Source organism: Pirellulales bacterium (assembly GCA_019636345.1).
Taxonomy (GTDB): domain Bacteria; phylum Planctomycetota; class Planctomycetia; order Pirellulales; family Lacipirellulaceae.
Window position 1 is genome coordinate 69,907 of sequence record JAHBXQ010000002.1, and the last position, 25,908, is coordinate 95,814.

17 protein-coding genes are annotated in these 25,908 nt (G+C 66.3%); 9 read left to right on the forward strand and 8 right to left on the reverse strand.

Features of this window, described 5'->3' with window-relative positions; all coding sequences use genetic code 11:
• Positions 1 to 166: 166 nt before the first annotated feature.
• The 4 genes from pth to KF688_04160 form a co-directional block, all read right to left on the reverse strand.
• Positions 167 to 736 carry an aminoacyl-tRNA hydrolase gene (gene pth / locus KF688_04145; GenBank protein MBX3424850.1) on the reverse strand — a complete coding sequence of 190 codons (570 nt, stop codon included), beginning with the start codon at positions 734 to 736 and terminating at the stop codon, positions 167 to 169.
• 78 nt (positions 737 to 814) lie between these two features.
• Positions 815 to 1,441 carry a 50S ribosomal protein L25 gene (locus tag KF688_04150; protein MBX3424851.1) on the reverse strand — a complete coding sequence of 209 codons (627 nt, stop codon included), beginning with the start codon at positions 1,439 to 1,441 and terminating at the stop codon, positions 815 to 817.
• A 258-nt stretch (positions 1,442 to 1,699) separates the two neighbouring features.
• A complete protein-coding gene (locus KF688_04155; GenBank protein ID MBX3424852.1) occupies positions 1,700 to 2,644 on the reverse strand; it encodes a ribose-phosphate pyrophosphokinase in 945 nt (314 codons plus the stop codon).
• A gap of 94 nt (positions 2,645 to 2,738) precedes the next feature.
• The gene (locus KF688_04160) at positions 2,739 to 3,506 is read right to left on the reverse strand and encodes an NTP transferase domain-containing protein (GenBank protein MBX3424853.1); all 768 of its coding nucleotides are present in this window, start codon (positions 3,504 to 3,506) and stop codon (positions 2,739 to 2,741) included.
• Between the two features lie 385 nt (positions 3,507 to 3,891).
• Here KF688_04160 and argB point away from each other — a divergent pair, with 385 nt between their 5' ends.
• The 4 genes from argB (at position 3,892) to rph (ending at position 8,000) form a co-directional block, all read left to right on the forward strand.
• Positions 3,892 to 4,785 (forward strand): acetylglutamate kinase, encoded by an 894-nt coding sequence (gene argB, locus KF688_04165; GenBank protein MBX3424854.1) that lies wholly within the window; start codon positions 3,892 to 3,894, stop codon positions 4,783 to 4,785.
• Positions 4,786 to 4,938: 153 nt separating this feature from the next.
• Entirely contained in the window at positions 4,939 to 6,120 is a 1,182-nt protein-coding gene (locus tag KF688_04170; GenBank protein MBX3424855.1) for an aspartate aminotransferase family protein, read from the forward strand.
• A gap of 157 nt (positions 6,121 to 6,277) precedes the next feature.
• Complete coding sequence (gene argF / locus KF688_04175) at positions 6,278 to 7,195, forward strand: ornithine carbamoyltransferase (protein ID MBX3424856.1); 918 nt, start codon at positions 6,278 to 6,280, stop codon at positions 7,193 to 7,195.
• Between the two features lie 94 nt (positions 7,196 to 7,289).
• A complete protein-coding gene (gene rph, locus KF688_04180; GenBank protein MBX3424857.1) occupies positions 7,290 to 8,000 on the forward strand; it encodes a ribonuclease PH in 711 nt (236 codons plus the stop codon).
• 193 nt (positions 8,001 to 8,193) lie between these two features.
• Here rph and KF688_04185 read toward each other — a convergent pair whose 3' ends face one another.
• A complete protein-coding gene (locus KF688_04185) occupies positions 8,194 to 12,372 on the reverse strand; it encodes a VWA domain-containing protein (GenBank protein MBX3424858.1) in 4,179 nt (1,392 codons plus the stop codon).
• Between the two features lie 420 nt (positions 12,373 to 12,792).
• Here KF688_04185 and KF688_04190 point away from each other — a divergent pair, with 420 nt between their 5' ends.
• The 4 genes from KF688_04190 to KF688_04205 all read left to right on the forward strand — a co-directional run bounded on the left by KF688_04190 (position 12,793) and on the right by KF688_04205 (position 20,874).
• Positions 12,793 to 14,721, forward strand: a complete 1,929-nt coding sequence (locus KF688_04190; protein MBX3424859.1) for an SLC13 family permease — start codon at positions 12,793 to 12,795, stop codon at positions 14,719 to 14,721.
• Between the two features lie 150 nt (positions 14,722 to 14,871).
• Positions 14,872 to 16,050, forward strand: a complete 1,179-nt coding sequence (locus KF688_04195) for a trypsin-like peptidase domain-containing protein (GenBank protein ID MBX3424860.1) — start codon at positions 14,872 to 14,874, stop codon at positions 16,048 to 16,050.
• A gap of 465 nt (positions 16,051 to 16,515) precedes the next feature.
• Positions 16,516 to 20,361, forward strand: a complete 3,846-nt coding sequence (locus tag KF688_04200) for a general secretion pathway protein GspD (protein MBX3424861.1) — start codon at positions 16,516 to 16,518, stop codon at positions 20,359 to 20,361.
• 21 nt (positions 20,362 to 20,382) lie between these two features.
• Positions 20,383 to 20,874 carry a DUF423 domain-containing protein gene (locus tag KF688_04205; GenBank protein ID MBX3424862.1) on the forward strand — a complete coding sequence of 164 codons (492 nt, stop codon included), beginning with the start codon at positions 20,383 to 20,385 and terminating at the stop codon, positions 20,872 to 20,874.
• Positions 20,875 to 20,919: 45 nt separating this feature from the next.
• On the opposite strand, the gene KF688_04210 is transcribed toward KF688_04205, so the two are convergent.
• The 3 genes from KF688_04210 to sppA form a co-directional block, all read right to left on the reverse strand.
• Positions 20,920 to 21,513, reverse strand: a complete 594-nt coding sequence (locus KF688_04210) for a sigma-70 family RNA polymerase sigma factor (protein MBX3424863.1) — start codon at positions 21,511 to 21,513, stop codon at positions 20,920 to 20,922.
• Positions 21,514 to 21,692: 179 nt separating this feature from the next.
• Entirely contained in the window at positions 21,693 to 21,968 is a 276-nt protein-coding gene (locus KF688_04215; GenBank protein ID MBX3424864.1) for a hypothetical protein, read from the reverse strand.
• Between the two features lie 428 nt (positions 21,969 to 22,396).
• Positions 22,397 to 24,265, reverse strand: a complete 1,869-nt coding sequence (sppA, locus tag KF688_04220; GenBank protein MBX3424865.1) for a signal peptide peptidase SppA — start codon at positions 24,263 to 24,265, stop codon at positions 22,397 to 22,399.
• 326 nt (positions 24,266 to 24,591) lie between these two features.
• Here sppA and KF688_04225 point away from each other — a divergent pair, with 326 nt between their 5' ends.
• Positions 24,592 to 25,848, forward strand: coding sequence for a hypothetical protein (locus tag KF688_04225; GenBank protein MBX3424866.1), 1,257 nt, complete (start codon positions 24,592 to 24,594; stop codon positions 25,846 to 25,848).
• Positions 25,849 to 25,908 lie beyond the last annotated feature (60 nt).

The window sequence follows — 25,908 nt, forward strand, 5'->3', positions numbered from 1 at the left end:
TGCTCCGTAATCGGGGGCCGACGGCTGCGCAACCGTCAGGCCGGGGTGGTGGGTCGCCATCGTCCGCAGGGATCGCAACCGCGTGTGTTTCTCGTGCACTCGTGACTTCTTATCGTCGATTTGCTCGCGGCGTCTTGCTCGCATCATCGAGCCGCGCCTGAGCGAGTCAGGGACCGGCGCCGTTGAAGCGGCACATGGCCTCGTCCACGCCGGCGGTCGCCCAGCACTTGGCTGCGTCGACCGCGCGGGCGACCTGTAAATCCATCTCGGGGCGTTCGTCGGCGGTGAACTTGCCCAGCACGAAATCGGCCGGGTTCCACCGCTCGGGGACCGGGCCGATGCCGATCCGCAGCCGGGCGAACTCGTTCGTGCCCAGCCGGCGAATGACGTCGGCCAATCCGCGTTGCCCCCCCTCGGTTCCGCGGGGGCGAAGCCGAAGGGATCCGACCGGCAGGTTGAAGTCGTCGCAAACGACCAGCAAGTCCGCCGGAGCCAGTTTGTAAAAGTCGACGGCCGCCAGGACGCTGCCGCCGCTCAGATTCATGTACGTGTGCGGGGCGAGCAGCAGGACCGACTCGCTCCCGATTCGACATTGCCGGACGGCGCCGTCGAATCTGTTTTGCGGCGGGTCGGCCAGCGACTCGGCCGCCAAGCGGTCGAGCACCTCAAACCCGACGTTGTGTCGCGTCCCGTCGTACTTCTTGCCGGGATTGCCCAGGCCGACGATGAGTTTCATGGGACGCGAAACTCCCGTGACAGGGCGACCGGATCGCACCGCCGCTCGGTCGGCGATCCAGGGCAAGTCGGCGAGGGACTACTCCTCCGCGGCCTCCTTCTCGGCCTTGCCGATGACCTCGGGCTCCACGGCGCCGGCGACGGCCGGTTCCGCTTCGACCTCGGCGCCCGGCATGACGCAGGCGACCACGATGCTGGTCGGCTCGCACTGCGGCACGGCGCCGGCGGGCATGTCGATGATGTCCGAGACGCGCAGTTCTTGACCGATGCCCAGGTGGTTGATGTTGACGTGCAGGACGTCGGGGATCGCCACGGGGGACGTTTCGATTTCGATTGAGTGGAGGTGATGCTCGAGCAGGCCGCCGTTAAGCACGCCCGGCGATTCGCCACGGGTGTGAATCGGCACCTCGACGGTGATCCGCTCGCTGGCGTCGACCCGCAGCAGGTCGACGTGCAGGACGTGTTGCTGGAACACGTCCCACTGAACGTCTTGCAGCAAGGCCTGCCCGCTGGCGGCGCCGGCGAGCTCCACTAGGTGAACGCCATGCCGCAACGCGGCGGCCATTTCCTCGACCTTCAGCGTGAGGCTCACCGGTTCTTCGCGGTGGCCGTACAGGATCGCGGGAAGCTGGCCGGCGTCGCGCATCCGGCGGTTCCGCCGCTTGCCCGTGGTGGTGCGATTTTCAACGTGCAGAATTTCGGTCATGTTCGGTCGCAGAAGCGGACGTGTTCGGTGCGAGCGCAATTCGAGCGAGTGCCGGCGGTCGGACCCCAGCTCTCGCCCTGCTCGAAGGGGAGAATCCCTGATTTTGCCCGATTCCCGCTGCTTTTCAACCCCGGGGCCGCGGAATTCCCGAAGGTCGGCCTCAGGGGGGCCGGTTCGGTAAACGCGGGGGATTGCGGGAAGTGGGGGGCTAGGCCGCAAGCGTCCGGCAGGAAGGCGGGTCCGCCAAGCCAAGCCCTGTTAGCGGAAGAGGCCGCTGACCGATTCGTTGCGGTGGATCCGCTTGATCGCCTCGCCCAGCAGGGGGGCCACGCTCAAGATCTTCGTTTGGGGCAGAATTTGATCCTCGTTGAGCGGGATCGAGTCCGTACAGATCAGGCTCGACAGGTTCGCCGAGCGTAGGTTGTCCATCGCGTTGCCGCACAGCACGGCGTGAGTGACCCCCACGTGGATCTCCCGGACCCCGTGGTCGTGCAGCACTTGCGCGGCGCCGCGGATCGAGCCAGCCGTGCTGATCATGTCGTCGAACATCAGGGCGATCTTTCCTTTCACGTCGCCCCCCAAGATGTTCGCCTGAACGGTCCGCTCGGGGCTGACCCGGCGTTTGTCGATGATCGCCATCGTCCCCCCGAGCCGCTTGGCGTGCCCCAGGGCCCGTTTGATGCTCCCCTCGTCGGGGCTGACGATCACCATGTCCTCCTGCGCGATATTCATCCCGATGAAGTGCTGATTGAGCACTGGGGCCGCGTAGAGATGATCGACCGGCACGTCGAAGAACCCCTGGATCTGGGCTGCGTGCAGGTCCATCGTCAGCACCCGGTCGGCGCCGGCGCGGGTGATCAGATTGGCGACCAGCTTGGCGGTGATCGGAACCCGCCCTTCGTCTTTGCGATCCTGCCGGGCGTAGCCGAAGTAGGGGAGCACGGCGGTCACCCGCTCGGCGCTCGCCCGCTTGCAACTGTCGATCAGCACGAGCAGTTGCATCAGATTGTCGTTGACCGGCGGACAGGTCGGCTGCAGCAGGTACACGTCCCGGCCGCGGATATCCTCGTTGATTTTGCAGGAGATCTCGCCGTCGGGGAACTGTCCGAGCGAAACCTGCCCGAGCGGCACGCCCAAATAGTCGGCGATTTGCCGGCTGAGGACTTTGTTGGCGTTGCCGCTGAAGAGCTTCAGGTCAGTCATGACGAGGGGCGAGAGGTCCGAGGCCAGTTGTCGGGCAATATTGTTCGCGGCGGGCGCCGCACCAGTCGGCCAATTCCTTAGGCCGCACGACGAATCAGTCGGCGCTTCCCGCAGCATAACCCAACTCGGCGAGCGCCGCCTCCACCGCCGGCAAATCTTCCCCGCGATTGACGCTCAACGCTTCGCACGGCGCCAAGGCCGGCAACGCCAGCACCGTGCGGCCCTCGGCCAGCAGGATCGCGGGGCAATCGGTCACGTAGTACTCGGCCTGGGCGTTGTCGGCCGTCAGTTGGTCGAGGGCGCCAAGGAGCGCCGCGGCGTCGAAGACGTACGTGCTGGCGTTGATCTCGCGGATCGCCCGCTGCGAGTCGGTCGCGTCCTTTTCCTCGACGATCGCAGTGAACCGGCCCGCCGCGTCGCGGACGATGCGGCCAAACCCCGCGGGGTCGTCCTTTTCGATCGTCCCCAGCACGCAGGCGGCGCTGCGACGGTCCATCTCGTCGAGCAGCTTCTCCACCGACGTCGCCTGGAGCAGGGGCGAGTCCCCAGTGACGATCACCACCGGGCCGGCGTGCTCGGCAAGTTGCCGGCGACACGTCATCACGGCGTGCCCCGTGCCGAGCTGCTCGGTTTGGTCGGCGAACTCGATCCCCGGCACGTCGGCCAATTCCTGCCGAACCAACTCGGCTCGGTAGCCGACGACGACGACGATCCGCCCGACCCCCGCCGCCCGGAGGGCGTCGATCACGTAGCGAACCATCGGCCGGCCGCGGGCCGGGACAAGCACCTTCGGAAGGTCCGATTTCATCCGCGTCCCCTTCCCGGCGGCGAGGACGACGGCCATGACGGGGAGGGAGGGCATAGCGGGAGAAAAGTAGTGCGGCGGAGAGGGGGAAAGGCAGATTCGCGGCGAGTTATCTTGCCAGATGCGGGGCGGGGATTCTACCGCTAAGCCGTCAGTGTCCGGCCCGATCAGTCTTCCCCGGGGCGCCATGCCCTCGTCCGCGTGGGCATGGGACGTGTCGGGAAGTCATGGCCACGACGGCGGACCGTCGAGGCCGTGCCGCTCGTCCGTTGGAACAACGGATCGGCCCAGACCCCGCCCGGGCACTCCTTTCCCCCCGATTGCACGGGCCGTAAACTACGGGATTCGATTGATTCCGCTTCGTTTCCCCTTGGTCGTCGCCGTGCCTGCCGTTCTCGCCGCCGCGCCGCCCCGGTCCCGCCCCTCGCGGAGGTTCGCACCCTTGCAAGACGCGATTGAAAAGGCTGCCGTGCTCATCGAGGCGATGGGCTGGATTCGCGAGTTCCGCGACAAGGTGACCGTCATCAAGCTCGGCGGTTCGGTCATGGAGGAGCCCGAAGCCCTGGCCAACCTGCTGGTGGACATCGTGTTCATGGAGACCGTCGGCATGCGGCCGATCATCGTCCACGGCGGCGGGGCGGCGATCACCCGCGCGATGGCCGAGGCGAAGATCGAAGCCCGGTTCATCCAGGGCCGTCGCTACACCGACGAGGCGACCCTTGCGATCGTCGAGAGGGTGCTCGCCGGCGAGATCAATGAATCGATCGCCGCGCGGATCGAGGAGTTCGGCGGGCGGGCGATGCCGCTTAACTTCGCCGGCCCCGCGAACAACAATGTCCTGTTCGGCGAGCGGCTGACGCTCTCCGGCCCCGACGGTGCGTCCGTCGACCTCGGCGCCGTGGGGACCGTGACGCGGGTCAATCGCGAGGTGCTCGACAACCTCACCTTCGCCGGCCAAGTGCCGGTGATCCCCTCGATGTGCGAGACCGACTCGGGCGAGCGGCTCAACGTCAACGCCGACACCGCTGCGACGGCCGTCGCCCAGGCGGTCGGGGCCGAAAAGCTGGTCTTCTTGAGCGACGTGAACGGCGTGCGCCGCGACAAGGACGACCCGGAGTCGCTCATTCATTCGCTTACCGCCGGCGAAGCCCGCGCCCTGATCGCCGACGGCAGCATCGAAAGCGGCATGATCCCCAAGGTCGAAGCGTGCCTGGAAACGCTCAGCCGCGGGGTACGAAAGATCCACATCATCGACGGCCGCCTGCGCCACTCGCTGCTGTTGGAAATCTACACCAATCGCGGCGTCGGCACCGAACTGGTGGCCGAACCTGCGTGAACGACCTGGCGTCTTCCCAACAACCGTTCCTGATTTCAATACGCTTACGCAAAGACGCAGGATGAACGCGGAGCGTCGCGCTCTGCGTCCTTGTCGCCGCTGCGTCAGTCCCTTTCCGACCTGGAGTGTCGTGTGTCCGTCGCCGCCGCCAGCATGTCGCCTGAAACCGCCGCATTGTTCGAGGAGTACGTGATCCCCAACTACCGCCGGTACGAGATCTCGCTCGTGCGGGGGGAGAACTCGCTCGTCTGGGACGATCAGGGGAACCAGTATCTCGACTTCTTTCCCGGCTGGGGCTGCAATCTGTTGGGGCACTGTCCGCCGGCAGTCGTCGCGGCCGTGCAGGAGCAGGTCGCCGAGCTGATCCACGTCCCCAACAGTTGGCACATGGAAGCCCAGGGGCGGTGGGCCAAGCTGCTCAGCGAACGCTCGTTCGGCGGCAAGGCGTTCTTCTGCAACTCAGGGGCCGAGGCGAACGAAGCGGCCATCAAGCTCGCCCGACTCCACACCCCCAAGCACAAGTACAAGATCGTCACCTTCGAGGGGGGCTTTCACGGTCGAACCTACGGCGCCACCAGCGCCACGGCCCAGCCGAAATACCACGAGGGGATCGGCCCGCTGGCGCCCGGGTTCATGTATTGCCCCTTCGGCGATCTCGACGCGGTGCGGGCGAAAGTCGACGACGAAACGTGCGCGATCCTGGTCGAGCCGATCCAGGGGGAAGGGGGCATCCGCATCGCTCCCCCCGGGTTCCTCGAAGGGCTGCGCGCAATCGCCGACGAGCGCGAGTTGGTGCTGGTCTTCGATGAAGTCCAAGCCGGCTGCGGCCGCACGGGACGTTGGTTCGCCTACCAGCACTTCGGCGTCACGCCCGACGTGATGACGCTCGCCAAGAGCCTCTGCGGCGGCGTCGCGGGGGCGGCGATGCTGTGCAAGAAGGAGCTCGCCCCCAGTTTGCGCCCCGGGATGCACGCCGCGACGTTCGGCGGAAACCCGCTGGCCGCTCGGGCGGGGATCGCCACGATCGAAACCATCGAGCAGGAAGGCCTTCTCAAACGGACCGTCGAGTTGGGCGAACTGTTCCGCCGCGAGTTGGCCCCGTTGGTCGACGAATTGCCGGTCGTGGTCGAGTTGCGGCAGATCGGCCTGATGATCGGACTGGAACTGGCCGTCGACGCCACGCCGATCGTCCAGCGGTGCCTGGAACGCCGCTTGCTGATCAACGCGACCCAGGGGACGGTCGTCCGCCTGCTGCCGGCGATGACGCTGTCCGACGATCAGGTTCGCGAAGGGTGCGCGATTCTCGCAGACGCGCTGCGCAGCTACACGCCATAATACTCAATCGCATTCCTGTCACCGCGGAGGTCGCCGAAGACGCACAGCCGAGAGAGCGATTGGGAACGAGTGCGGGTCTTCGCGTGCACTTCCCGTTTCTGCTTTCCGCACGTGTCCTCCGTGGCGAATCGTCTGCCCCGTTTTTCAGAGTCCCGCCATGCGACATCTGTTGTCCGTCGACAATCTGACCTCCAAGGAAATCCAGCGGATCTTCGCGATCAGCGCGGATCTGAAGCAGAAGTATCGCGAAGGAGTCCGCGAGCCGTTGTTGCCGGGGCGGGTGATGGCATTGCTGTTCGAAAAACCGTCGCTGCGGACCCGGGTCAGCTTCGAAGCGGGGATGACCCACCTCGGCGGGGCGAGCCTGATGCTCGGCGACGATGCAGGGTTCGGCAAGCGCGAAACGATCGCCGACTTCACGCGCGTGTTGAGCGAGATGGTCGACGTGATCGTCGTTCGGGCCAAGGCTCACGCCACCGTCGAGGGGGTCGCCAAGCACGCTGCCTGCGCGGTCATCAACGGCTTGACCGACCGTTCGCACCCTTGCCAGGCGCTGGCCGACGTGTTCACGGTCCGCGAGCAATTCGGCACGCTGGAGGGTGCGAAGATCGCGTGGGTCGGCGATGCGAACAACGTGTCGCGGAGCCTGGCCATGGCCTGTGCGCTGTTGGGAGTGTCGTTCGCCGCGGCGACTCCCCCTGGGTACGAGTTCGACGAAAAGTTCCTCGCTGAGTGCCGCGCCGCGGCGCCCGACGCCAAGATCTTGGCGACGCACGACCCCCGCGAAGCGGTCGCCGGGGCCTCGGCCGTGTACACCGACGTCTGGGCGAGCATGGGTCAGGAAGCCGAGCAGACGCAACGCAAGGCCGACTTCGCCGCTTACCAGGTCAACGGCGAGTTGATGAAGGCCGCGGGGAGCGCGGCCCGGTTCATGCACTGTTTGCCGGCCCGTCGGGGCGAGGAAGTGACCGACGAAGTGATGGACAGTCCCTACAGCATCGTCGTCGAGCAGGCGGCCAATCGCATGCATGTGCAAAAGGGCGTGCTCGTGTGGCTGTTGGGGGCGCAGTCCTGAAGCCAGGGGCGACTCCCGCCGACGAGCGGGGGCAGTCAGCCCTCTGGCTGCCGCTTGCGGCGATTTCCGTATTACCCTGTTGAAAGTCCCGCGCATGCCGAACGACCACCGCCCTGCCGACGCCCTTCGCCGTTGGTCGATTGAACCCGCTCCGTACGGCGCCGCGCTCGGGCGGGTGATCGTCGGCGCCGGCCGGACCACGGTGCTGTGCACCGCGAGCGTCGCCGAGGAGGTTCCCCCCTGGATGAAAGGGCAGGGACGCGGCTGGGTCACGGCCGAGTACAACATGCTCCCGGGCAGCACCGCCCCGCGCAAACCTCGCGAACGGAGCGGAAAGGTCGACGGCCGAACGACGGAAATCCAGCGGCTGATCGGCCGCAGCCTGCGGGCGATCATCGACTTGGACGCCCTGGGGGAGCGGACAGTCACGATCGATTGCGACGTGCTTGAGGCGGACGGCGGAACCCGCACGGCGTCGATCACCGGCGGGTACGTGGCGCTCGCCCGGGCGCTCGCCGCGGTCGAGTCCTTCGCCGATGGAGAGCTTCCGCTTCGCGACAGCGTCGCCGCGGTCAGCGTCGGCGTCGTGGGAGGGCGGCCAGCGTTGGATCTCGACTACGAGCAGGACTTCGCCGCCGAAGTGGACATGAACGTCGTCATGACCGGCGCAGGGCGATTCGTCGAGGTCCAAGGGACCGGCGAGGAGGCGACCTTCGACGACGAACAGTTGCAGGCGATGTTGTCGCTTGCCAAACGGGGCATCGTCGAGTTGGTTGCGCTGCAGCGGTCGGCCGTCCGGGCCTAACTGGGAAAGGACGTGGGGATTTGCGCGCGGACCGATGCACATATTCGCCCGCGCAAGAGGCAATCCTGAAACGTGCTTGTCCCCCAGCATGAACCGTGTCCAAGCCGGGAACTCGACTCGGCGCATAAAAAGCGAGCGTTCATGTAGAACGCTCGCTTTGGAACTAATCGATTGGGCCCGGCAGAGCCGTAGCTTAGAATCCGCCGAGGCCGCCGCCCCCCCCGCCGAGGCCGCCCCCGCCCCCGCCGCCGATGCCGCCAGCGCCGCCGCCGGCGCCACCGCCGCCAACCTGCTGGCTGGCGCCGGAAAACGTGAAGGTCGTCACGTTGCCGATGCCCGAGAAGTTGGGGGCCGCAGTGATGCGAACATAGCGGCGATCGGCCGAGACCACGGCTTGCGCCTGCATGGTCGTGCCGTCGGGCAGCGTCTGGATGATCGGCATGAAGCCGACGGCCCCGCCAAGGGCCAGTCCCAACTGACGTCGCAGGCCGAGTCCGAGATTCGACCCGCTGTTGTTGCCGCCGACGGTCGGATCGGAGAGCGATCCCAACTGCTGACTGAGCAGGGCCCGGCCGACGGCTTCTTGCCGCGACACGGCTTGAGCCAATTGTTGATTCGCCAGGGGCTCGATCCGGCGACCTTGTTCCAGCGTGAACAGCACGACCGAGTCGTCGTCCCCCACGGGGATGAACTGCCGTTCGTGCTTTTCGTTTTGACTGCGGTAATTCAGATAGACGTCGACGGCCACCTTGTCGGCGACCAACTCGCCCCAAACTTTGCGAACTCGCACCTTGTACTCGCCGGCAAAGCCCTGCGAACAGACGTACGTTTCGCTGAAGCCGTCGGGGCTTGGCTGTTCATAGTTGGCGTAGGAGTCTCCCAGGCAAACCCCGCCGCCGGCGGTGCGTTGCTGCTGCAGCGAGCAGACGGCGCCGGTGGGGTCCTCGACTAGCAGGTCGACGTCGGCCTCGCCCGACCACGAGACGCGGACGACGCAGTCGCGGATGAGGGCCGCGTCCAATTCCTGCTGATAGGCGGCGAGGGTCTCGTTGTCGCCCGACTCGCGGTATTGGTCGACCAGGGCTTTGGCGGCTCGTACCGCCGCGGTTTGGACCGCTTCCTGCTCCCTCGGCCACGCCTGGCGCAAAATGCCCAAAGTAGCCCAGCGGATGCCCTCGGGATTCTCGGCCCGTTGCGCCGCGGCCAACCCGCAGGCGTACGCCTCGAAGTTCAGCGGAGCCGCCTTGACGACCTGCCGGTACACGTCAACCGCCCGTTGATCGAGCCCGATGTGGGACAGGTACGCTGCGATCAGCATCAATTCATCGGGCGAGGTGCTGAAGTCGCAAGCCGACATCACGGCCCGCTCGACCTCGATTTGCGGGCGCCCGTCGAGTTCCATGGCAATGCCCAGCGTTTCGTACATCCACGGTTGAGGTTGCCCGTTGCGGAGCGCGGCCTGGACCAGGGCGATCGCCTGGTCGAACCGATTTTTGCTCATGAGAGTTTTGGCGGCACGGCGGACCGCGGTCGGGTCGAGCCGCTGGGAACTGAACTGCTGCTGCCAGAATTCGGCCGGGGCGAGCGATTCGTCGAGGACGATCCCCTTGGCGAGCACGGTGGTTTTGCCAGTCGTCTCGGCAACAGCTTCCGAGTCCGGGGTTTTGGGAGCAGCTGTTGCAGGTTGGATTTGGACGTCGTCGGGCACGGCGAAGAATCCGCCGCCGCCGCCCATGCCGCCGCCTCCCATGCCGCCACCCATGCCTCCCATGCCGCCGCCCATTCCGCCCCCCATACCGCCGCCCATGCCGCCGCCCATGCCGCCGCCCATGCCGCCGCCCATCATGCCGCCGCCCATCATGCCGCCGCCGAGCTGCTCAATCGGCAACACGAGGTCGGCGACCGGGTAGACTTTGACCTGCAGCCGCTGCCCGGCTTCATCTTCAGACGTGATCAGCAGCACTTCGTTGTCGATGATGTAGGTCAGGTCCTCGACCTCCTTGAGCATCAGTTCGAGCGCCGAGCGGAGCGAGATGTTCGAATAATCGACGGAAATTTCCACCTCGGGGCTGATGGCCAGCGCATCGAGGGCCGTGCGATCGAACACGATCGGGATCTCGTAGTCGTCCGAGATCGCGGCGGTGATCTGGTTGAGCGGCGTTTCGATGTACTGCAGAGGTTGGATCAGCGGTTTGCGCAGTGCATCGTAGATCCGCGACTCGGCCTCTCCCTGGCTTTTCAGGTCCACCGCGGCGTAGCGCTTCTTGCGGCGATTGCTCAGCTCTTCCCAAATCTGCGCTTCGGGGTAGATGATCGGCGGGTTGTCCGGGAACGGGATGTGGGACAGTTCGATCTGGTACATCGCGTCGAACGCCGCGGCGTGCCGGGCCGAGCGGGCGACTTGCTGCAGGTAGTGGTGCCGTTTGTGACGCGACCACAACGTCGCCATCCGAGCGGTGACGCCGTCGGGGTCGATTTCTTCGACGATCGCGGCGACTTCTTCGGCCTCGACGTACTTGCGTTCGTCCATCAGCGCGTTGAAACGGTCCATAAGCTGCTTCTCGCGCTCGATGCGGCGAGCGAGACGATCGTCGAGCACCCGCCGTTCGCGGGCCGCCGCCAGTTCCTGCTGCTTTTGCCGGTTCAGTTCATCCAGAAGCGACGACTGGCGGCGAGCCTCTTTCATGGCGATTTGCAGCTTGTCGACCAACTCGGCGCGGCGAGCCGGATCAATGTTGGCCGTCTTGTTGACGTTGTCGAGTTGCAGCTTGAGATCCTGGATCACCAGCGCCGGCTCGGTCCGCATCCGGCGCCGGGCGTCGATGACGACGTTTTCGATCTCCTTTTGCAGCATCTGGGCGAAGACGCGCCGCTCTTGTTCCACCTCGTCCAGGAAGGCGCCCCCCTGCGGGACGTTGCTGAGCAGCGAGGGATCGTCGAGCAAGCTGGCCCGGGGCCCGCTTGGGACGGCGATGCCAGGGCCAACGCCTTCGGCCGCCGGCGGATTGACGAGGATGATGCCTTGGTCTCCGGTTGCCGGCTCGGCGGCGGACTCGACGACGACGCTGCCGTCCTCGAGCACCGTGCCGGGAACCGGGGCGCCCGAGTCGACCGGCGCCCCGAACGGATCGTCCGATTCGACGATCGCCTGGACCGTGCGGGCCTGAATGTTGCCCGGGTCGGCCTGCAGCACGGCTTTGATGATGCGGCCCGCGGTCTTGCGGTCGCCCGATGCGGCCGCCTGCTCGGCGAGCATCGTGAGTTGATCGACTTTGGCGCCAATGACGCGGGCCGTTTCCGCGAGTCCGGCGGTCCCGACGGTCGGCAGCGACAACCCGTCGTCGCCGCGTGCCTCCGCGACGATCGTGGCAAGGAACGCCCGATCGGCGTGCGAGTCCTCGGGGGTCACTGTCCAGACGTGCTGGACGCCGGCGGCGTCGACCACCTCGATCGCGAGCTTGCCTGCGAGTTGATCCTCAGTCTCGCCGAGGACGATCGTATCGCGATCGCTTCGCAAGGGGAGCACGGCGGCGGGATAGGTCCGACCCAACGCGGCGGGCAACTTTTGCGACTTCGGCCAGACGACCATGGCGCGAGTCCATTCGGCCAGCGAGCGCCCCGCAATTTGGGCATTGCGGAGATTCTCGTCCCGGGCGCGAGCGTCGGTGATTCCCGCTTCGTCGTCCTGCCACACCATCGGTTCGGCGACGTACAGATTGCCTCCCGTTTGATTGGCGAGCACCGCCAAGAGCGGAACGTCGACCTGCGGGCCGATGGCGTAGCTGTTCACCGGGATTTGAGCGGCTCGAAGCCGCTCGACCACGGGCCGCAGCGTGGGGGCGTCGAGCAGGTTCGCCATGCTCACGCCGTCGCCGATGTAGACGACCGCGCGGCGCTTGGCGGAGGATTTCTCAAAGGCCTTGGCGGCGGCGTCGAGCGCACCGACCATGTCGGTCGAGCCGAGCGGTTCGCGGGCCAGGATCGCCGCGGCGGCGCTTATGGCCGTCTCGGTCGAGGCGGGAACGAAATCCTCGCCCAGCGGCTTCGCTTCCAGATCGACGGCGAGAACGCGAATCCGATCGCCGCTGCGAAGCTGTCCGACGAGCGACTCGAGGGCGGCGACCGCGGTTTCGCGATACGCGCCTTGCTGGCTGGCCGAGGTGTCGAACAACACGACGACGTCGGCCGGCTCGTGGGCCGTCGCCGGCAGGTCGGCCGACAGACTCAGGGCGTAGAACGCCTCGTCGCCTTGTTGGAAGGGGACGAGGCGGGCGGACTCGGCCGCCAGGGTCGGAGCGACTTCCAACGACGCGACCGCGACGAGGGCGGCGCAACTCACGCGACAAGCGATCGAGAAGCGACGGAGCAACATGGCAACGATCCGGTGGGAAAACGAGCGGTGCGCAAACTGCCGTGTTCCGGTAGCGGCAGTCGCGGGCACGCGCAGAGAATGCCTGTTCAGCGGGCGGTGAATTGTCGTAAACCGCCGGCCTCTCCCAGTTTAAGCTGATCCGCCCCCCCAAGCCAGAATAAAGTGCCAGATTGCCGGGCGGCGCGGGGCGAAACCGACCGGACGGGCGCCGCTCCCTGCCTCGGTCGGGCCGTCGGGCCGGGCGACCCGGATGACCGTTGCAAGCGGGAAGGCGCCGACGGACGCCCCTGGTCAGCGACGCGCGGACCGGCCGGCTGAGACTGGGGAGTCTTTCCACAGTCGGGGGCGGGGCACTTGCGGGTTCGGGGGCGGGGGATCATCCTCAACGCTTCCCCCTCACCGACGGCCGCCGGGATCGCCGTGCTCTTCACCATCACAGGTACGATCGAAGCGCCGTTGGGGCTGATCTCGCTCTCCGCCGAGGGGGTGATCGCCCTGGCGACGACCGTCGGGGTGTTCCTGGCGATGCAACTTCGACGGCGGGCGCCGATCGAGGCGTTGTTCCTCTCCGGATTGGTCGTGGTGACCCTGACCGGCGTCATCACTCCCAAACAGGCCTTGTCGGGGTTTTCTTCCAGCGCCGTGATCCTCATCGGCGCGTTGTTCGCCGTGTCGGCGGGATTGCGGAATACGGGGGCCCTCGATTGGGTGGGCAATCGACTCCTCGGTCGCGCCACGAACGAGCGGGGCGCCCTGACGCGGTTGGCGCTGACGATCCCCCCCGTGTCGGCCTTTGTGCTCAACACGCCCTTGGCGGCGATGATGGGCCCGGTGGTCGTCGACTGGTGCCGGCGACGAGGCGTGTCGCCGTCGCGGCTCATGTTGCCCTTGAGTTACCTGACCATCTTGGGCGGGGTGTGCACGCTGATCGGCACGAGCACGACCCTGGTGGTCAACGCCAAGTTGGTCGATCTCGATCCTGGGCGCTACGCCAACGTCCAGCCGGAGCGGATTCGCGAGTTGTCGTTGTTCGACGTCACGCAGGTCGGCGTGCCGGTGGCGCTGATCGGGACGGCCTATGTGCTGCTGATCGCGCCCCGATTGCTGCCGGAGCGCGACGACTTGATCGAGCGGTTCGACGAACATCGCCGCGACTACTTGGTCGACATGACGGTGCTTCCCTCCTGTCCGCTGATCGGAAAGAGCGTGCAGGACGCGGGGTTGCGGGCGCTGCCGGGGCTGTTTCTGGTCGAGATCGACCGCAGCGGCGAGACGATCACTCCCGTTTCGCCGGGCGATCGCGTCCACGCGGGCGATCATCTCGTATTCACCGGGGTGGTCTCGACGATCGCCGATCTCGAGCGAATTCCCGGGTTGGTTCCCGCGGCGGACGACAGCTTCGAACATCGCCCGGCGGATCGGGTGCAGCGCCAATTGACCGAGGCGGTCCTGTCTCGCACCTCGCCGCTGATCGGTCAGACGGTGAAGGAGGCCGACTTTCGCCAACGATACAACGCCGCGATCGTCGCGGTGCACCGCAACGGCGAACGGCTGAGCAACAAAATCGGCGCCATCCGCCTGGAACCCGGGGATACGCTGTTGTTGCAGACGCGCCCTGAATTCGTCGACGCCCACCGGCATAGTCGCGATTTCTATTTGGTGAGCCGAGTCGGGGCGCCGACGGCGCGGCGGCACGATCGGGCGCTGTTGGCGATGCTGTTGTTTCTGGCCTTGATCGTCTGGCTGGTGATCAGCAGCGTGGCGCCGGGGGCCTTGCCGTGGGGGAACGTCATGCAAGCCGACGTGAAGCCGATTGCGGCGATCGCGGTGGTGCTGGCGATGATCGGCACGCGCTGCTTCACCACGTCGGCCGCGCGGGGCGCCGTCGATTGGCAGGTGTTGTTGATCATCGGCGCGGCGCTGGGGCTGGGGCAGGCGCTCGACGAAAGCGGCGCCGCCCGCTGGATCGCCGGGCAACTGGTCCGCGTCGCGTCGACCGCCGGGTTCACCCCCGCTTGGCGACCCTTCGTCCTGTTGGCGGTCGTCTACGTGCTGACGCAATTGCTGACCGAGGCGATCTCGAACGTCGCCGTGGCCAGCATCATGATCACGATCGGCGTCAACGTGGCCAACGAGGGGCACTACGACCCGCGGGCGTACATCGTTGCGGTCACCATGGCCGCGAGTTTGAGCTTCGCCACGCCGATCGGATACCAAACGAACCTGATGGTGATGGGGCCCGGGGGGTACTCGCCGCGGGACTATCTCAAGGTCGGGTTGCCGCTGTCGCTGGCGGCGACGCTGACGTCGCTGGCGGCGATTGCCTGGGCGTTCCCCCTGGCGGGCTGACAATCGCACCCGCCCGCAAGCCTCTCGGGGGATTGCCAGCGAACCAGGATCGGGGGAGATTCGTAGGGACGGCAGCAAACGCTGCTGGCGCGCAAGCCGCAGCCACGTTCATTTTTCCAGGGAGATCGGCGAGCCATGAGTCGGCGGCGGATGTCGGCATTTGCCGGCCTGTTTTTCGTGTTGGGGGTCGGCGTCGGGGGCTGGATTGCCGGCGCCGGAGTCGACCCCGACCCGACCGTCTCTGCTCGGGCCCAGTCGGCGATCGCTTCCGGCCCGGCCAACGGAGCAGCGGGGGCCGACGCTGCGCCATGGTCCGTCCCCCTCGTCGCGGAACCGGTCGAGCTGACCCCCGAAGAGCGGAGAAACATCCAGGTCTACGAGACGGCCAACCGCAGCGTGGCCTACATCGACACGCGGGTCGTGACCCGGGACCCCCTGTTTCACATGGCCCACTCGTCCGAGGGGTCCGGCTCCGGGGCGGTGCTCGATCGTCAGGGTCACATCATCACGAACTACCACGTGGTCGACGGCGCCCAGCAAATTGCCGTCACGTTGGCCTCGAACAACGTCTATCCGGCGACGCTCGTCGGCCGTGACAAAGAGCAAGATATCGCAGTGCTCAAGATCGACGCGCCTGCGGATGAGTTGTTTCCCGTGCAGTTCGGCTCGTCCGAGCAATTGCGGGTGGGGCAGCATGTGTACGCGCTGGGGAACCCCTTCGGGTGGGACGGAACGCTGACCTCGGGGATCATTTCGAGCCTCAATCGCAATTTGCCCAGCCGCGTGGCGGGGCGAGTCATGCAATCGCTGATCCAGACCGATGCGGCGATGAACCCCGGAAATTCCGGGGGACCGCTTCTGGACAGCAGCGCCCGGATGGTCGGCATGTGCGTCGCAATCGCGACCCGCACGGGCGAGAACACGGGGGTCGGGTTCGCGATCCCCATCGACCGCATCAAGCAGATCCTGCCGCAGCTCATCGAGCACGGTCGCGTCGTGAAGGCCGACATCGGCATCACGCACGTCATGGAGACCAACGCGGGGCTGGTCGTGGCGCAGCTCGCGGAAGGGGGCCCGGCCGAGCGGGCGGGGCTCCGCGGTTTCCAGGTGCAGGTCGAGCAGCGCCGGATCGGCGGGGTCGTGTATCGGACGACGTCGACCGATCGCTCGAGCGCCGACCGGATCGTCGCCGTCGACGGCAAGCCGATGCGGACCGGGGTGCAATTTCGGGACACGATCTGGGAATACAAACCGGGCGACACGGTGACGCTGTCGGTGATTCGCGAGGGGCGTCAGGTCGATGTGCCGGTGACGTTGGGATCGAACTGACGAAGCGCCGGCTCTCCGTTGTCGGTTTGAGCGCGCAGGCCCGATTGCATTTGGAAGCGGCCCCAGGAACGATTTCCGTAGGGGCTTTCGTTGCGAGTAGGGAAAGCCGAAGCGTCGGCGTCTTGCGCGGCGCCAGCATCGGCGCCGCGGCGTATTTCTGGGGATTTCTCCCCGCCGGGGGCGGCGTTTCCGGGTGAAAAATTTGCCTCGGGGTCAGCGACTGCCCTTGACCCTCTCTCGGGGCACTTGTATTTAACCCCCCGCTTTTCAGACCGAATCGACGTCCGGCGCGGACGCTGCGCGGGGAAGTAAGTCCCGCGGAGATCGCTCGCACCGGCGTCGCGACCGTTCCCAGTGCCCTGAGGCGTTAGATCGACCATGCCCACGTCACCCGACACTCGTCGCGACGTCGATTCTCGGAGAGTTTCCCCAGGCGCGATTGGGCGCCGCGAAAGGAGCAGCATCGTGAAGGGGTTCATTCACTGCGTCGTCGCCCTGGTCGCGATCGTCGGCCCGCAACTCGCTGCGGCACAGCAAGCGAGCCAGCCGACGCCGCAATCGCGCGACGGGGTCGACGCAATCCTGGCCGGCGCCCGCGCCGCGATGCAAGCGGGCGATCTCGCCGCCGCCGAGAAGCTGCTCGGCGAGGCGGAACGCTCGGGGGTCCGGTACCCGATGCTGAACTTCGGCGACACTCCGGCCAAGCTGCGGCGCGACCTGGACGCGATGCGCGACCAGCGAGGCAAGGCGCCTGCGACCGCCAAGCCGACCGCCGGCGGCGACGTTGCCGCTCAACTGGGCGGGACGGGCAATCCGTTCCGCGCTGCGGCTCCTGCGGTCGCCGGTCCCGAGCAGTCCGATGCCAAGAACGCGGCCGAGCAGTCGCTGATTGCGGCGCGGCGGGCGCTGTCGGTCGGAGATCTGGCCCAAGCTCAACAGCATCACGCCCAGGCCCAAGCGAGCGGGGCGTCGTTTGACAGCGGGTTTGACTCGCCGCAGCGGGTCGCCGAAGCGATCGAGCAACTGGCCCAGATCCGGGAACTTAAGAAATCGCCCAGCAGCGAAGGGGCGTGGCGGCAAAGCTACGCTCGCTTCTTGCTGACGCAGGCCGACGTCTTGGCAAGTTGGAACGATCTCGCTGCGGCCGATCGGACGGCCCACGAGGCGGGACAACTCGACCCCCGCGCGAAGGTCGGGGGGCTGACGCCGGCGCTGGTGTTGGCTCGAATCGATCAACTTCGTGCCGGCAAGTCGACGCCTCCGGCGGCTCCGCAACAACCGCAAGGGGACCAAGGATTGGCCGAGGCGAAGGAGCAGACCCGGCAACTCCTGGCGGCGAGCCGGAATGCGCTCCGCACGGGGAATCTGACCGAGGCGGAACAGCTGGCGGCGCAGGCGAGCGCCCTGGGGGTTCCGGACGAACAGTTCGCCCCCCAGGAGGATCGACCGGCCAAATTGGCGGCCGATCTGACCCGCGCCCGGATGGAATTGCAGACCGTTGCCCCCGCGAGCGCCGAGCTCCCGGTTCGGCAGCCGTCGGCGGCGCCGCAGCCGTCCTCCGACCGCTACGGGACGACGAAGCTGACGCAGTTCGAGTCGGAAGAAATCCAACCGTTGCCGGCGCTGGAGGACGAGCCGCTGGCGGCTCCTCTGACCGGCGATGCGCTGAGCATGCTAGAAGCGGGGGAAGCGGCGCTCCGGGCTGGTGATCGGGCCGGGGCCCTGGAGTCGTTCCAGGCCGCGTACCAGCGGCGCAACCAACTCGACGTCTTGTCGCAGCAACGGCTCCAGGGGCACTTGCAGATGCTGTCGGTCGGCGTCGGCGGGGCGAGCTCGCCACGAGCCGCGGCGAGCGGCGGCGACGACCTCATGAACGCGGCGAGCGCGGGCCAGACGGTCGCCGCCCGACAATTGTCGGCCGAGATCGGCAAACGCCAGTCCGAAGCGGAGAAGATCCGCACGAAGGATCCGACCAAGTCGCTCGAAATCCTCCGCGAGGCGCGGAAGATGGTCGAGGATTCGCAGCTCGACGCCGGGATGCAGCAGCAACTGTTGCGCCGCGTCGACATGAGTCTCAGCGAAACCGAACGCTACATCAAGGATCACAAATCCGAATTGGAGCTCAACGCCACCAACAAGGCGATCCTCGACGACATCGAGCGCGAGCGGATCGTCAAGGTGCAGGTCCAGCAGCGAATCGCGACGCAGGTCAACGAGTGCAACAAGCTCATGGACGAGCATCGCTACGCCGAGGCCGAGGTCATTGCCAAGCGGCTGTACGACATGGCGCCCGACGATCTGGTCGTCCAGCAGTTGTGGCTCCACTCCAAGACGGTGCGTCGCTTGAGGCAGCAGGAAGAATACCGCAACCAGAAGGAAGACGGCTTTGTTCGCGTCATGGAAGACATCCATAAGACCGCGGGCGAAGCGCTGGTCGATTCGACCTCGCCGATCACCTACGGTTCCTCGTGGGACGATATCGTCAAGCGCAAGGGCGCCGACTCCGGCCAGGATCGCCGCAGCGAGCGGGAGATCGAGATCGAGCGCAAACTGCAAACTCCCGTGCTGCCCAAGTACATCGACGCACCGCTGTCGCAGGTGGTCGAGGGACTGTCCGAGCTGGCGGGCATCAACATCGTGCTCGACCCGCTGGGGATGAGCCAGGAAGGGGTCCGTACGGACACCGAGGTGACGCTGAATTTGCCGCAGGAGATCTCGCTCAAGAGCGCGCTCAAGCTGATCCTGACGCCGCTGCACCTCACCTACACGATCAAGAACGAAGTGCTGCAAATCACCAGCGACCAGATCGCCGCCGGAGACCGCAAGGTCCGGGTGTACGACGTGGCCGACTTGGTGATTCCGATTCCCAACTTCGTGCCGACGAACAACATTGGTCTGCAGGGGCTGCTGAACGACGCCTACGCTGCGATGGGTTACGGCCCGGGCGGCGGAATGATGGGAGGCGGGCCGGTGGCGGTCGTCGCGGGGAATCGCCCCGGGCAGGTCGCCGGGCCGCTGAAGAACGGAGTCCTCGCCCAGCAATTCGGCGCCCCGGGCAGCCCCGGCAACGCCATGTCCGGCAGCGGACCCGGCGGTTTGGGCGGCGCTGCCAGCGCGGACTTCGACTCGCTCATCGATCTGATCACCTCGACCGTCGCTCATGACAGTTGGATGGAAAACGGCACGGGGGAAGGCGAAATCCAACCCTTCCCCACGAACCTGAGCCTAGTCATCAGCCAGACGCAGCCGGTCCACGAGCAGATCGCCGACCTCCTGGAGCAGTTGCGCCGACTGCAGGATCTGCAGGTGACGATTGAGGTGCGATTCATCCGGCTCACCGACAGCTTCTTCGAGCGAATCGGCGTCGACTTCGACTTCAACATCGAAGACGGCACCGGGCTCTCGACCAATCCGAACCGTCCCGGGGCGATCTTTACGGGCAGTTCGTTCGAACCGCCGCGAGCCAGCGCTACGGTGGGCATCAGCGGCACTCCGGCCGGGCCGAATCCGGAATTCACGGTCGACCTCGACATGCCGTTCCGTCAAGGAAGCTTCGGCATCACGCGGCCGCAGTTCGGTCAACCCAGCGATGACGCGGGCGGTTCGTTCGGCTTCGCGATCTTGAGCGACATCGAAGCCTTCTTCGTCATCAACGCCGCCCAGGGCGACCGCCGGGCCAATGTGCTCCAGGCGCCCAAAGTGACGCTGTTCAACGGCCAGCAAGGTTTGGTAGTCGACTCGGCGTTCGTGCCGTTCGTGATCAGCGTGATCCCGGTCGTCGGCGAGTTCGCCGCGGCTCAACAGCCGGTCATCGTCGTGCTGTCCGAAGGGACGATGATGAGCGTGCAGGCGGTCGTGTCGAATGATCGCAAGTACGTGCGACTGACGCTCGTGCCGTTCTTCAGCTCGATCGGCGAGGTGCGCGAGTTTACCTTCGAGGGGTCCGAGTCGGTCTCGACCTCGAGCAACACGACCGACGCCAACGACGACGGCGGCAACGAGAACAATCAGCAATCGGAGACCAGAACCCGTAGCGGCACCACGGTGCAGTTGCCGACGTTCCAGGTGATCTCGGTCAGCACGACTGTCAGCGTCCCCGACGGCGGCACCGTGCTGCTGGGCGGCATCAAGCGACTGCGCGAGGGCCGCAACGAGTTCGGCATTCCGCTGTTGTCGAAGCTGCCGTACATCGACCGACTGTTCCGCAACGTCGGCATCGGCCGCGAGACCGACAGCCTGATGATGATGGTGACGCCGCACATCATCATCCAGGAGGAGGAGGAAGAGCGGCTCGGGATCAACACCCCGTAACGTTCTTCTCCGCGACAAGCTGTGGTAGAATCCCCGCTGCGGCGGTTCGACGTCAGTCGGATCGCCGCAGCGGTTTTTTGTGGGATCGCCGACGAGAGCGAGTTTGGAGAGGACATGTCGCCGCGAATGATGGTCGTCGCCGGAGCGCTGCTTGCGGGACTCGGGGTCGGGCTGGGCGCCTTCGGGGCCCACGGCCTGACCAATCTGCTCGGACGATTAGGCCGCGCGGAGAACCTTGCGCAACGATCGGATTGGTTTGAGACGAGCGTGAAGTACCACTTGTTTCACGGCTTGGCCGTCGTCGTCATCGGCGCGTTGGGCGTCGCCGATCCGACGCGACGGTACGATGCGGCCGCCTGGGCGTTGATCGTCGGAATCGTCCTCTTCAGCGGATCGCTCTATGCGATGACGCTGGGCCCCGACGCGTGGCGGAAGCTGGGGATGATCACGCCGCTTGGGGGATTGGCGTTTTTGTTCGGGTGGGGACTGATCGCGTGGCGGGCGTGGCGCTAAGCCGCAAGCGGGTCGCTTGCGGCCTAGCGCGCACGGATCCGGTTCTCAGACCGCCTGCAGGCACTCGAGCTCCTTCGCCAGTCGCTTGCGGGCGACGTGGAGTCGGCGCTTGATCGTGCCCACCGGGGCGGCGAACGCATCGCTCATCTCGATCAACGATTGGCCGTCGAGGTAAAACGCCACGAGCGTGCTGCGGTCGAGGTTCGCCAACCGATCGAGTCCCTCGTGGAGCTGATCGATCCGCTCGCGCGACAACAGCGAGGCGAGCGGCGCTTCCCACTCGCCGTCGACCGACTCGAGCGTCTGCGGTTCGACCGCCACCGACGGCGGTCGCCGGGTGCAGCGGTTGATCGACTGTCTCACGGCGATCGAGCGCAACCATCCGGGGAATGCGGCCGGCTCCTCGAGCTGCTCCAGCTTCTGGAACGCCTTGATGAAGACCTCCTGAGAGGCTTCCTGCACCTCGGCGTAGTCGCGCAGCCGCTGCCAGCAGACGCCGTGGACCATCCGCTCGAACCGGTCGACGAGCGCGCCGAAGGCGTCGCTGTCGCCGGCCTGGGCGGCGGTCACCAAGTCCGCGGTCGGGGTTTCGTTCCAATCGAGATCGAGCGCTTGGTATTCGGGGGCTTCGCAGGCCATGGTTCTCTCGGGCGCTGGTCCCTGCGCGCGACCGAATGCGGCGGGCGCGAGGGAAAATGGAGACAGCTAAACGCGAAGGCTGGAGAAGCGAAGCGCGTGTCGATCGCGCGCCGCTCGTCCTGGTTTGCGTCAGGCGTTCGTCGAAGCTTGGCGAGAAACTCGCGGTGCAAGCTCGGCGATTAGCCGATGACGCAGCGACGCATCTGATTGCGTCGCCCGGGACGATGCTGCGACTGCTCGCAACACGTCCCGCCGGTAACGTGCGTCGTTACCGGAACCAGAACGCCGCTCATGCCGAGGGATTTCAAACCCAGGGCATGCATGGCGGCTCGCCGTAGCGCATAGAGGGGCGCTTGCCAGGCGAATTGGTCGCCGTTCGTCCGCACAATCAGCTTGGCGCTCGAGCGAGCGTTGTTCTTGCCAAACTTGCTGATGATCGTGCTAATCGAACGCATGATGACCCTCGCCATGGCGCCCAAGGCGCGGCTGAGAGAACGGAAAACGGCGGCAGCGGTCTGCCGCTCGGCGCGGTTCGCGGGCAGTCGCCCGCCAAGTCGCTTCCTGAAGTCTCGCGTGCCGGGGCGGTCGAGTCAAGAAAATCCTGACCGGTCGCCAGCCGCGGACCGCAGATATCGCACAGAGAGAATGATCGGCCCAGAGGTTCGGGGAGGGGGATCGGAAATCCCGAAGATTTTTTCAGCCGGCGCCGGATCCTTGCCGAATCGCGCCGCAACATACTCTCGCGAAACAGGTTACGACCTGCAAGTGCGCGGCTGGCGCAGGCGCCTTCAACGCCCCCAGCCAAGCGACGTGCCTGGGCTGGGGGCGTGAGCTTCGCGGCAATCCCGGCCGTCACGCCTGAAATCAGCGAGAAACGGCTCGGTTAGTGAATTTCAAACCAAAACGGCAAGATCGCCGCGACAGGTTCGCGGAAGACTTGCCGCAACTGGAGCGATTCGACCAACGGGCGCGACAGTTCCGGGGCCAGGCTTTGCACCGCCGCCAGCATCGCTTGCAGCGAGGCCTCGCGCTGTTGGTCCATGTCGGCCCCCAGCAGCGACTCCAGCGGGTTGGTCGGCTTGGGGAGCACGACCGCGGGGACTTTCTGGTTGGGGTCGAGCCCGCCCAGTCGCTTCGCCGCGGCGATGGCGTCCTTGAGCGTCCCCAACTCGTCGACCAGCCCGTGCTGCTTCGCTACGCGTCCGGTGTAGACGCGGCCCTCGGCGAGCGACTTGAGCTGGGCGACGTCCATCTTGCGGCCCGCGGCCGCCTTGGTGGTGAACTGGTCGTAAATGTCCTCCATCATCGCTTGCAGGGCTTCGCGCTCGCTGTCGGAGAACTTCTGAGTGGTCGAGAAGATGCCGCTGTTCTTGCCGCGGGCAATCGTCTCGGTCGTCATGCCGATTTTGTCATACAGCCCTCCCAGGCAGAGCTTGCCGCCGACGACCCCGATCGAGCCGGTCACGGTGCCCGGCTCGGCGAAGATGCGGTCGGCGCCCATCGAGATGTAATACCCGCCGCTGGCGGCGACGTCGCCCATGCTGGCGACGACCGGCTTGTCGATGGTCTGAATCTTGCGCCAAATGAGGTCGCTGGCCAAAGCCGAGCCGCCGGGGCTGTCGACCCGCAGGACGATCGCTTTGACTTTGTCGTCCTTGGCCGCCTCGTCGAGGGCTTCGACGATCGTGGTCGAGCCCATCGCCGACCCGCCGAGGCCCTGCTCGCTCTTGCCGGTGGTGATGGCGCCGACGGCGTAGACGATCGCCAGCTTCGGGCCGCCGTCTCGATCGGCGGACGCGGCGCCGCCGAGGATCGTCTGAAACAGCTTCATCATGCCCATCGGGCCGGAGAAGTCGGCGTCGACCCTGGTCTTGGCGTAGTTGAGGACGTAGACGAGCTTCTCGGCGTCGTACTCCTTGACGAGCTCGCCGCGGAACTCGTCGGGGTAGGCGATTCGATCGACCAGTCCCAGCTCCTTCGCTTGTTTGGCGGTCAGCAGCGAGCGGTCGATCGCGTCGCGGACGACGTCGATCTTCACGTGCCGATCGGCGGCGATCTGGGTGATCGTCTGATCGTGCAGGTCGTCGATCAGGGCGGTCAAGTTCTCGCGCACCGCGTCGCTGAACTTGGTCTGCGTGTAGGGCTCGGCGGCGCCCTTGGCTTCGCCCATGTGGATGAAGTCGGCCTCCACGCCGATCTTGGCGAGCATGTCCTTGTAGAACCCGAATTCGCCGTGGATCGCCGGCATCAGCACGATGCCCGACTCGGGAAGGACGATCTCGTCGCACGCCGCGGCGACGACGAATTGCGAACCGGAGATCGATTCAAGCTGCGCGTAGACCTTCTTCCCCGCGGCCTGGGTCCGCTTGATCGCGTCGCGAAGTTCGTTGGCCTTGCCGCGGCCGATCCCGGCGTCGATCGCCAGGATCACGCCGGCGATCTCCTTGTCCTCGGCGGCTTGATCGAGCCGAGCGATCATCTTGCGCAGATCGACCCCTAGATCGCCGAACAACGACATTTCGCCGGACGACTCGGGGAGCGAGCCGGTGATTGCGATGTGGGCGAGGCGGACCTTCTTCGGCTCCGCCGGTTTCTCCGCGGCCGGCTTGACGGTCGCGGCTTTATCGGCTGGTTTGCTAGCAGTCGCCGCATCCTGGGCAAAAACGGCTCGCGGAGCGGCGAACAACGCCGCCGCGCAGGCAGCGGCGATCAGCAATTTCGATCCCAAGGATCGCTCGAAGTTGCGTGTCATGGAAAGGTTCCCCCTCGTAAGAGTGCTGACGGCGTCGCAGCGTAGCGTTCGGAACTGCGGTTCTGCCGAGAAAAGGCGGGTTGGCCCCCGAAGATTATACCACCGTCACGATGGCGCCGCGGGTAGTTCGCGTCGGGCCTGCGGATCTTGGCCCGGCCGGCCGCCGGGAGGTCGGTTTGCGCGCCCTGTGCGTCCCGCGACGGCGGGGCCGATCGATCTAGGCGGAGTCGATGTGCTTTGCTACGGTTCGCCGCCCAAGAGGTTCGCGCCGGCTCAACCGCTGCGCGAAGATCGTCCTCGTTCCTCGGAATTGCGTGCAAACAAACATGGCTCGCTCAAACTCCTGCCGACGTCGCCCTGGTTCGCGTTCGATCGCCGCTTTCCTCGCGATGGCCGTTGCGGGGACGTGTCTGGCCGAGGCCCAGGCCGGTCCGCCGTTGTGGAAGCAGCTCATGCCGCGCAAACGGGTCGAGGCCGACCCCCAAGCGGATTACGCGCTCAAGGAGACCGACGGCCCGTGGCTGGTTCTCGCCGCGGCGTTCACCGGCGACACCGGCGAACAGCAGGCCCGCGATTTGGTTCTGGAACTGCGCGGGCGATACAACCTGCCGGCGTACTACTACGGCATGACGTTCGACCTCGACGGCGAGGACGCCGGGCGCGGGATCAACCAATACGGCGGCCGGGTGAAACGTCGACTGCAGCGCGGCGAGGAAGTGGTGCAACACGCGGTGCTCGTGGGCGAATTCCCGGCGATCGACGACGCCGACGCCCAGGAATTGCTCGATCAGGTCAAGACGATGCAGCCGAAGACCCTGGCGGTCGACGCGACGGAGACGGCGCAGACCCTGGCAGGGGTCCGCGACTTCTACACCCGGGCCAAGCGGCAACTGGGCAAGCATGCTCCTGCGGGGCCGATGTCCCATGCGTTCATGACTCGCAACCCGCTGCTGCCGCGGGAGTACTTTGTCCCGAGTTCCATCGACCCCGAAGTCGCCAAGTGGAACCGCGAGGTCAAGCACTCGCTCATGGAGTGCCCCGGCAAGTACTCGATCCGCGTGGCGACGTTCCGCGGACGGACGGCGCTCGACGGGGCCAAGGGCGCCCCGCAACTGACCGCCGGCACGCGGCAGGCGACCGACAAGGACCCGCTCGTGCAGGCCGCCTCCCGGGCGAACAGGCTCGTGCTCGCGCTGCGGGAGAAGGGCTGGGAGGCGTACGTCATGCACGACCGCCACGAGAGCTACGTGACGATCGGATCGTTCAACGACGGTCAACGTACGGAAACGGGGCAGATTGTGCTCAACGACCAGACGGCCCAGCGAATCATGGCGACCTTCAGCGCGACGACGCCGAACCTCGCGTCGGTCGAGCCGGTGAAGCCGAAGAACGAGCAGGAAGCGATCAAGGTCATGCGGCTGACGCAGTTGAGCAAGCAGCAGTTCAGTTCGAGGTTCACCAGCCACGGCAAACCGGCCGACGGGTTCAACCCCAAGTCGTTCGGCGACATTCCGTTCGACATCATCCCCCAGGCGATCGAGGTGCCGCACGACAGCGTCAGCGCCCGGATCGCGCGGAATTGACGTTCGCGGGGTCGCGGCTCAAAAGGCATCGTCCGTGAGGTTCGCCGCTGCCGGCTCACG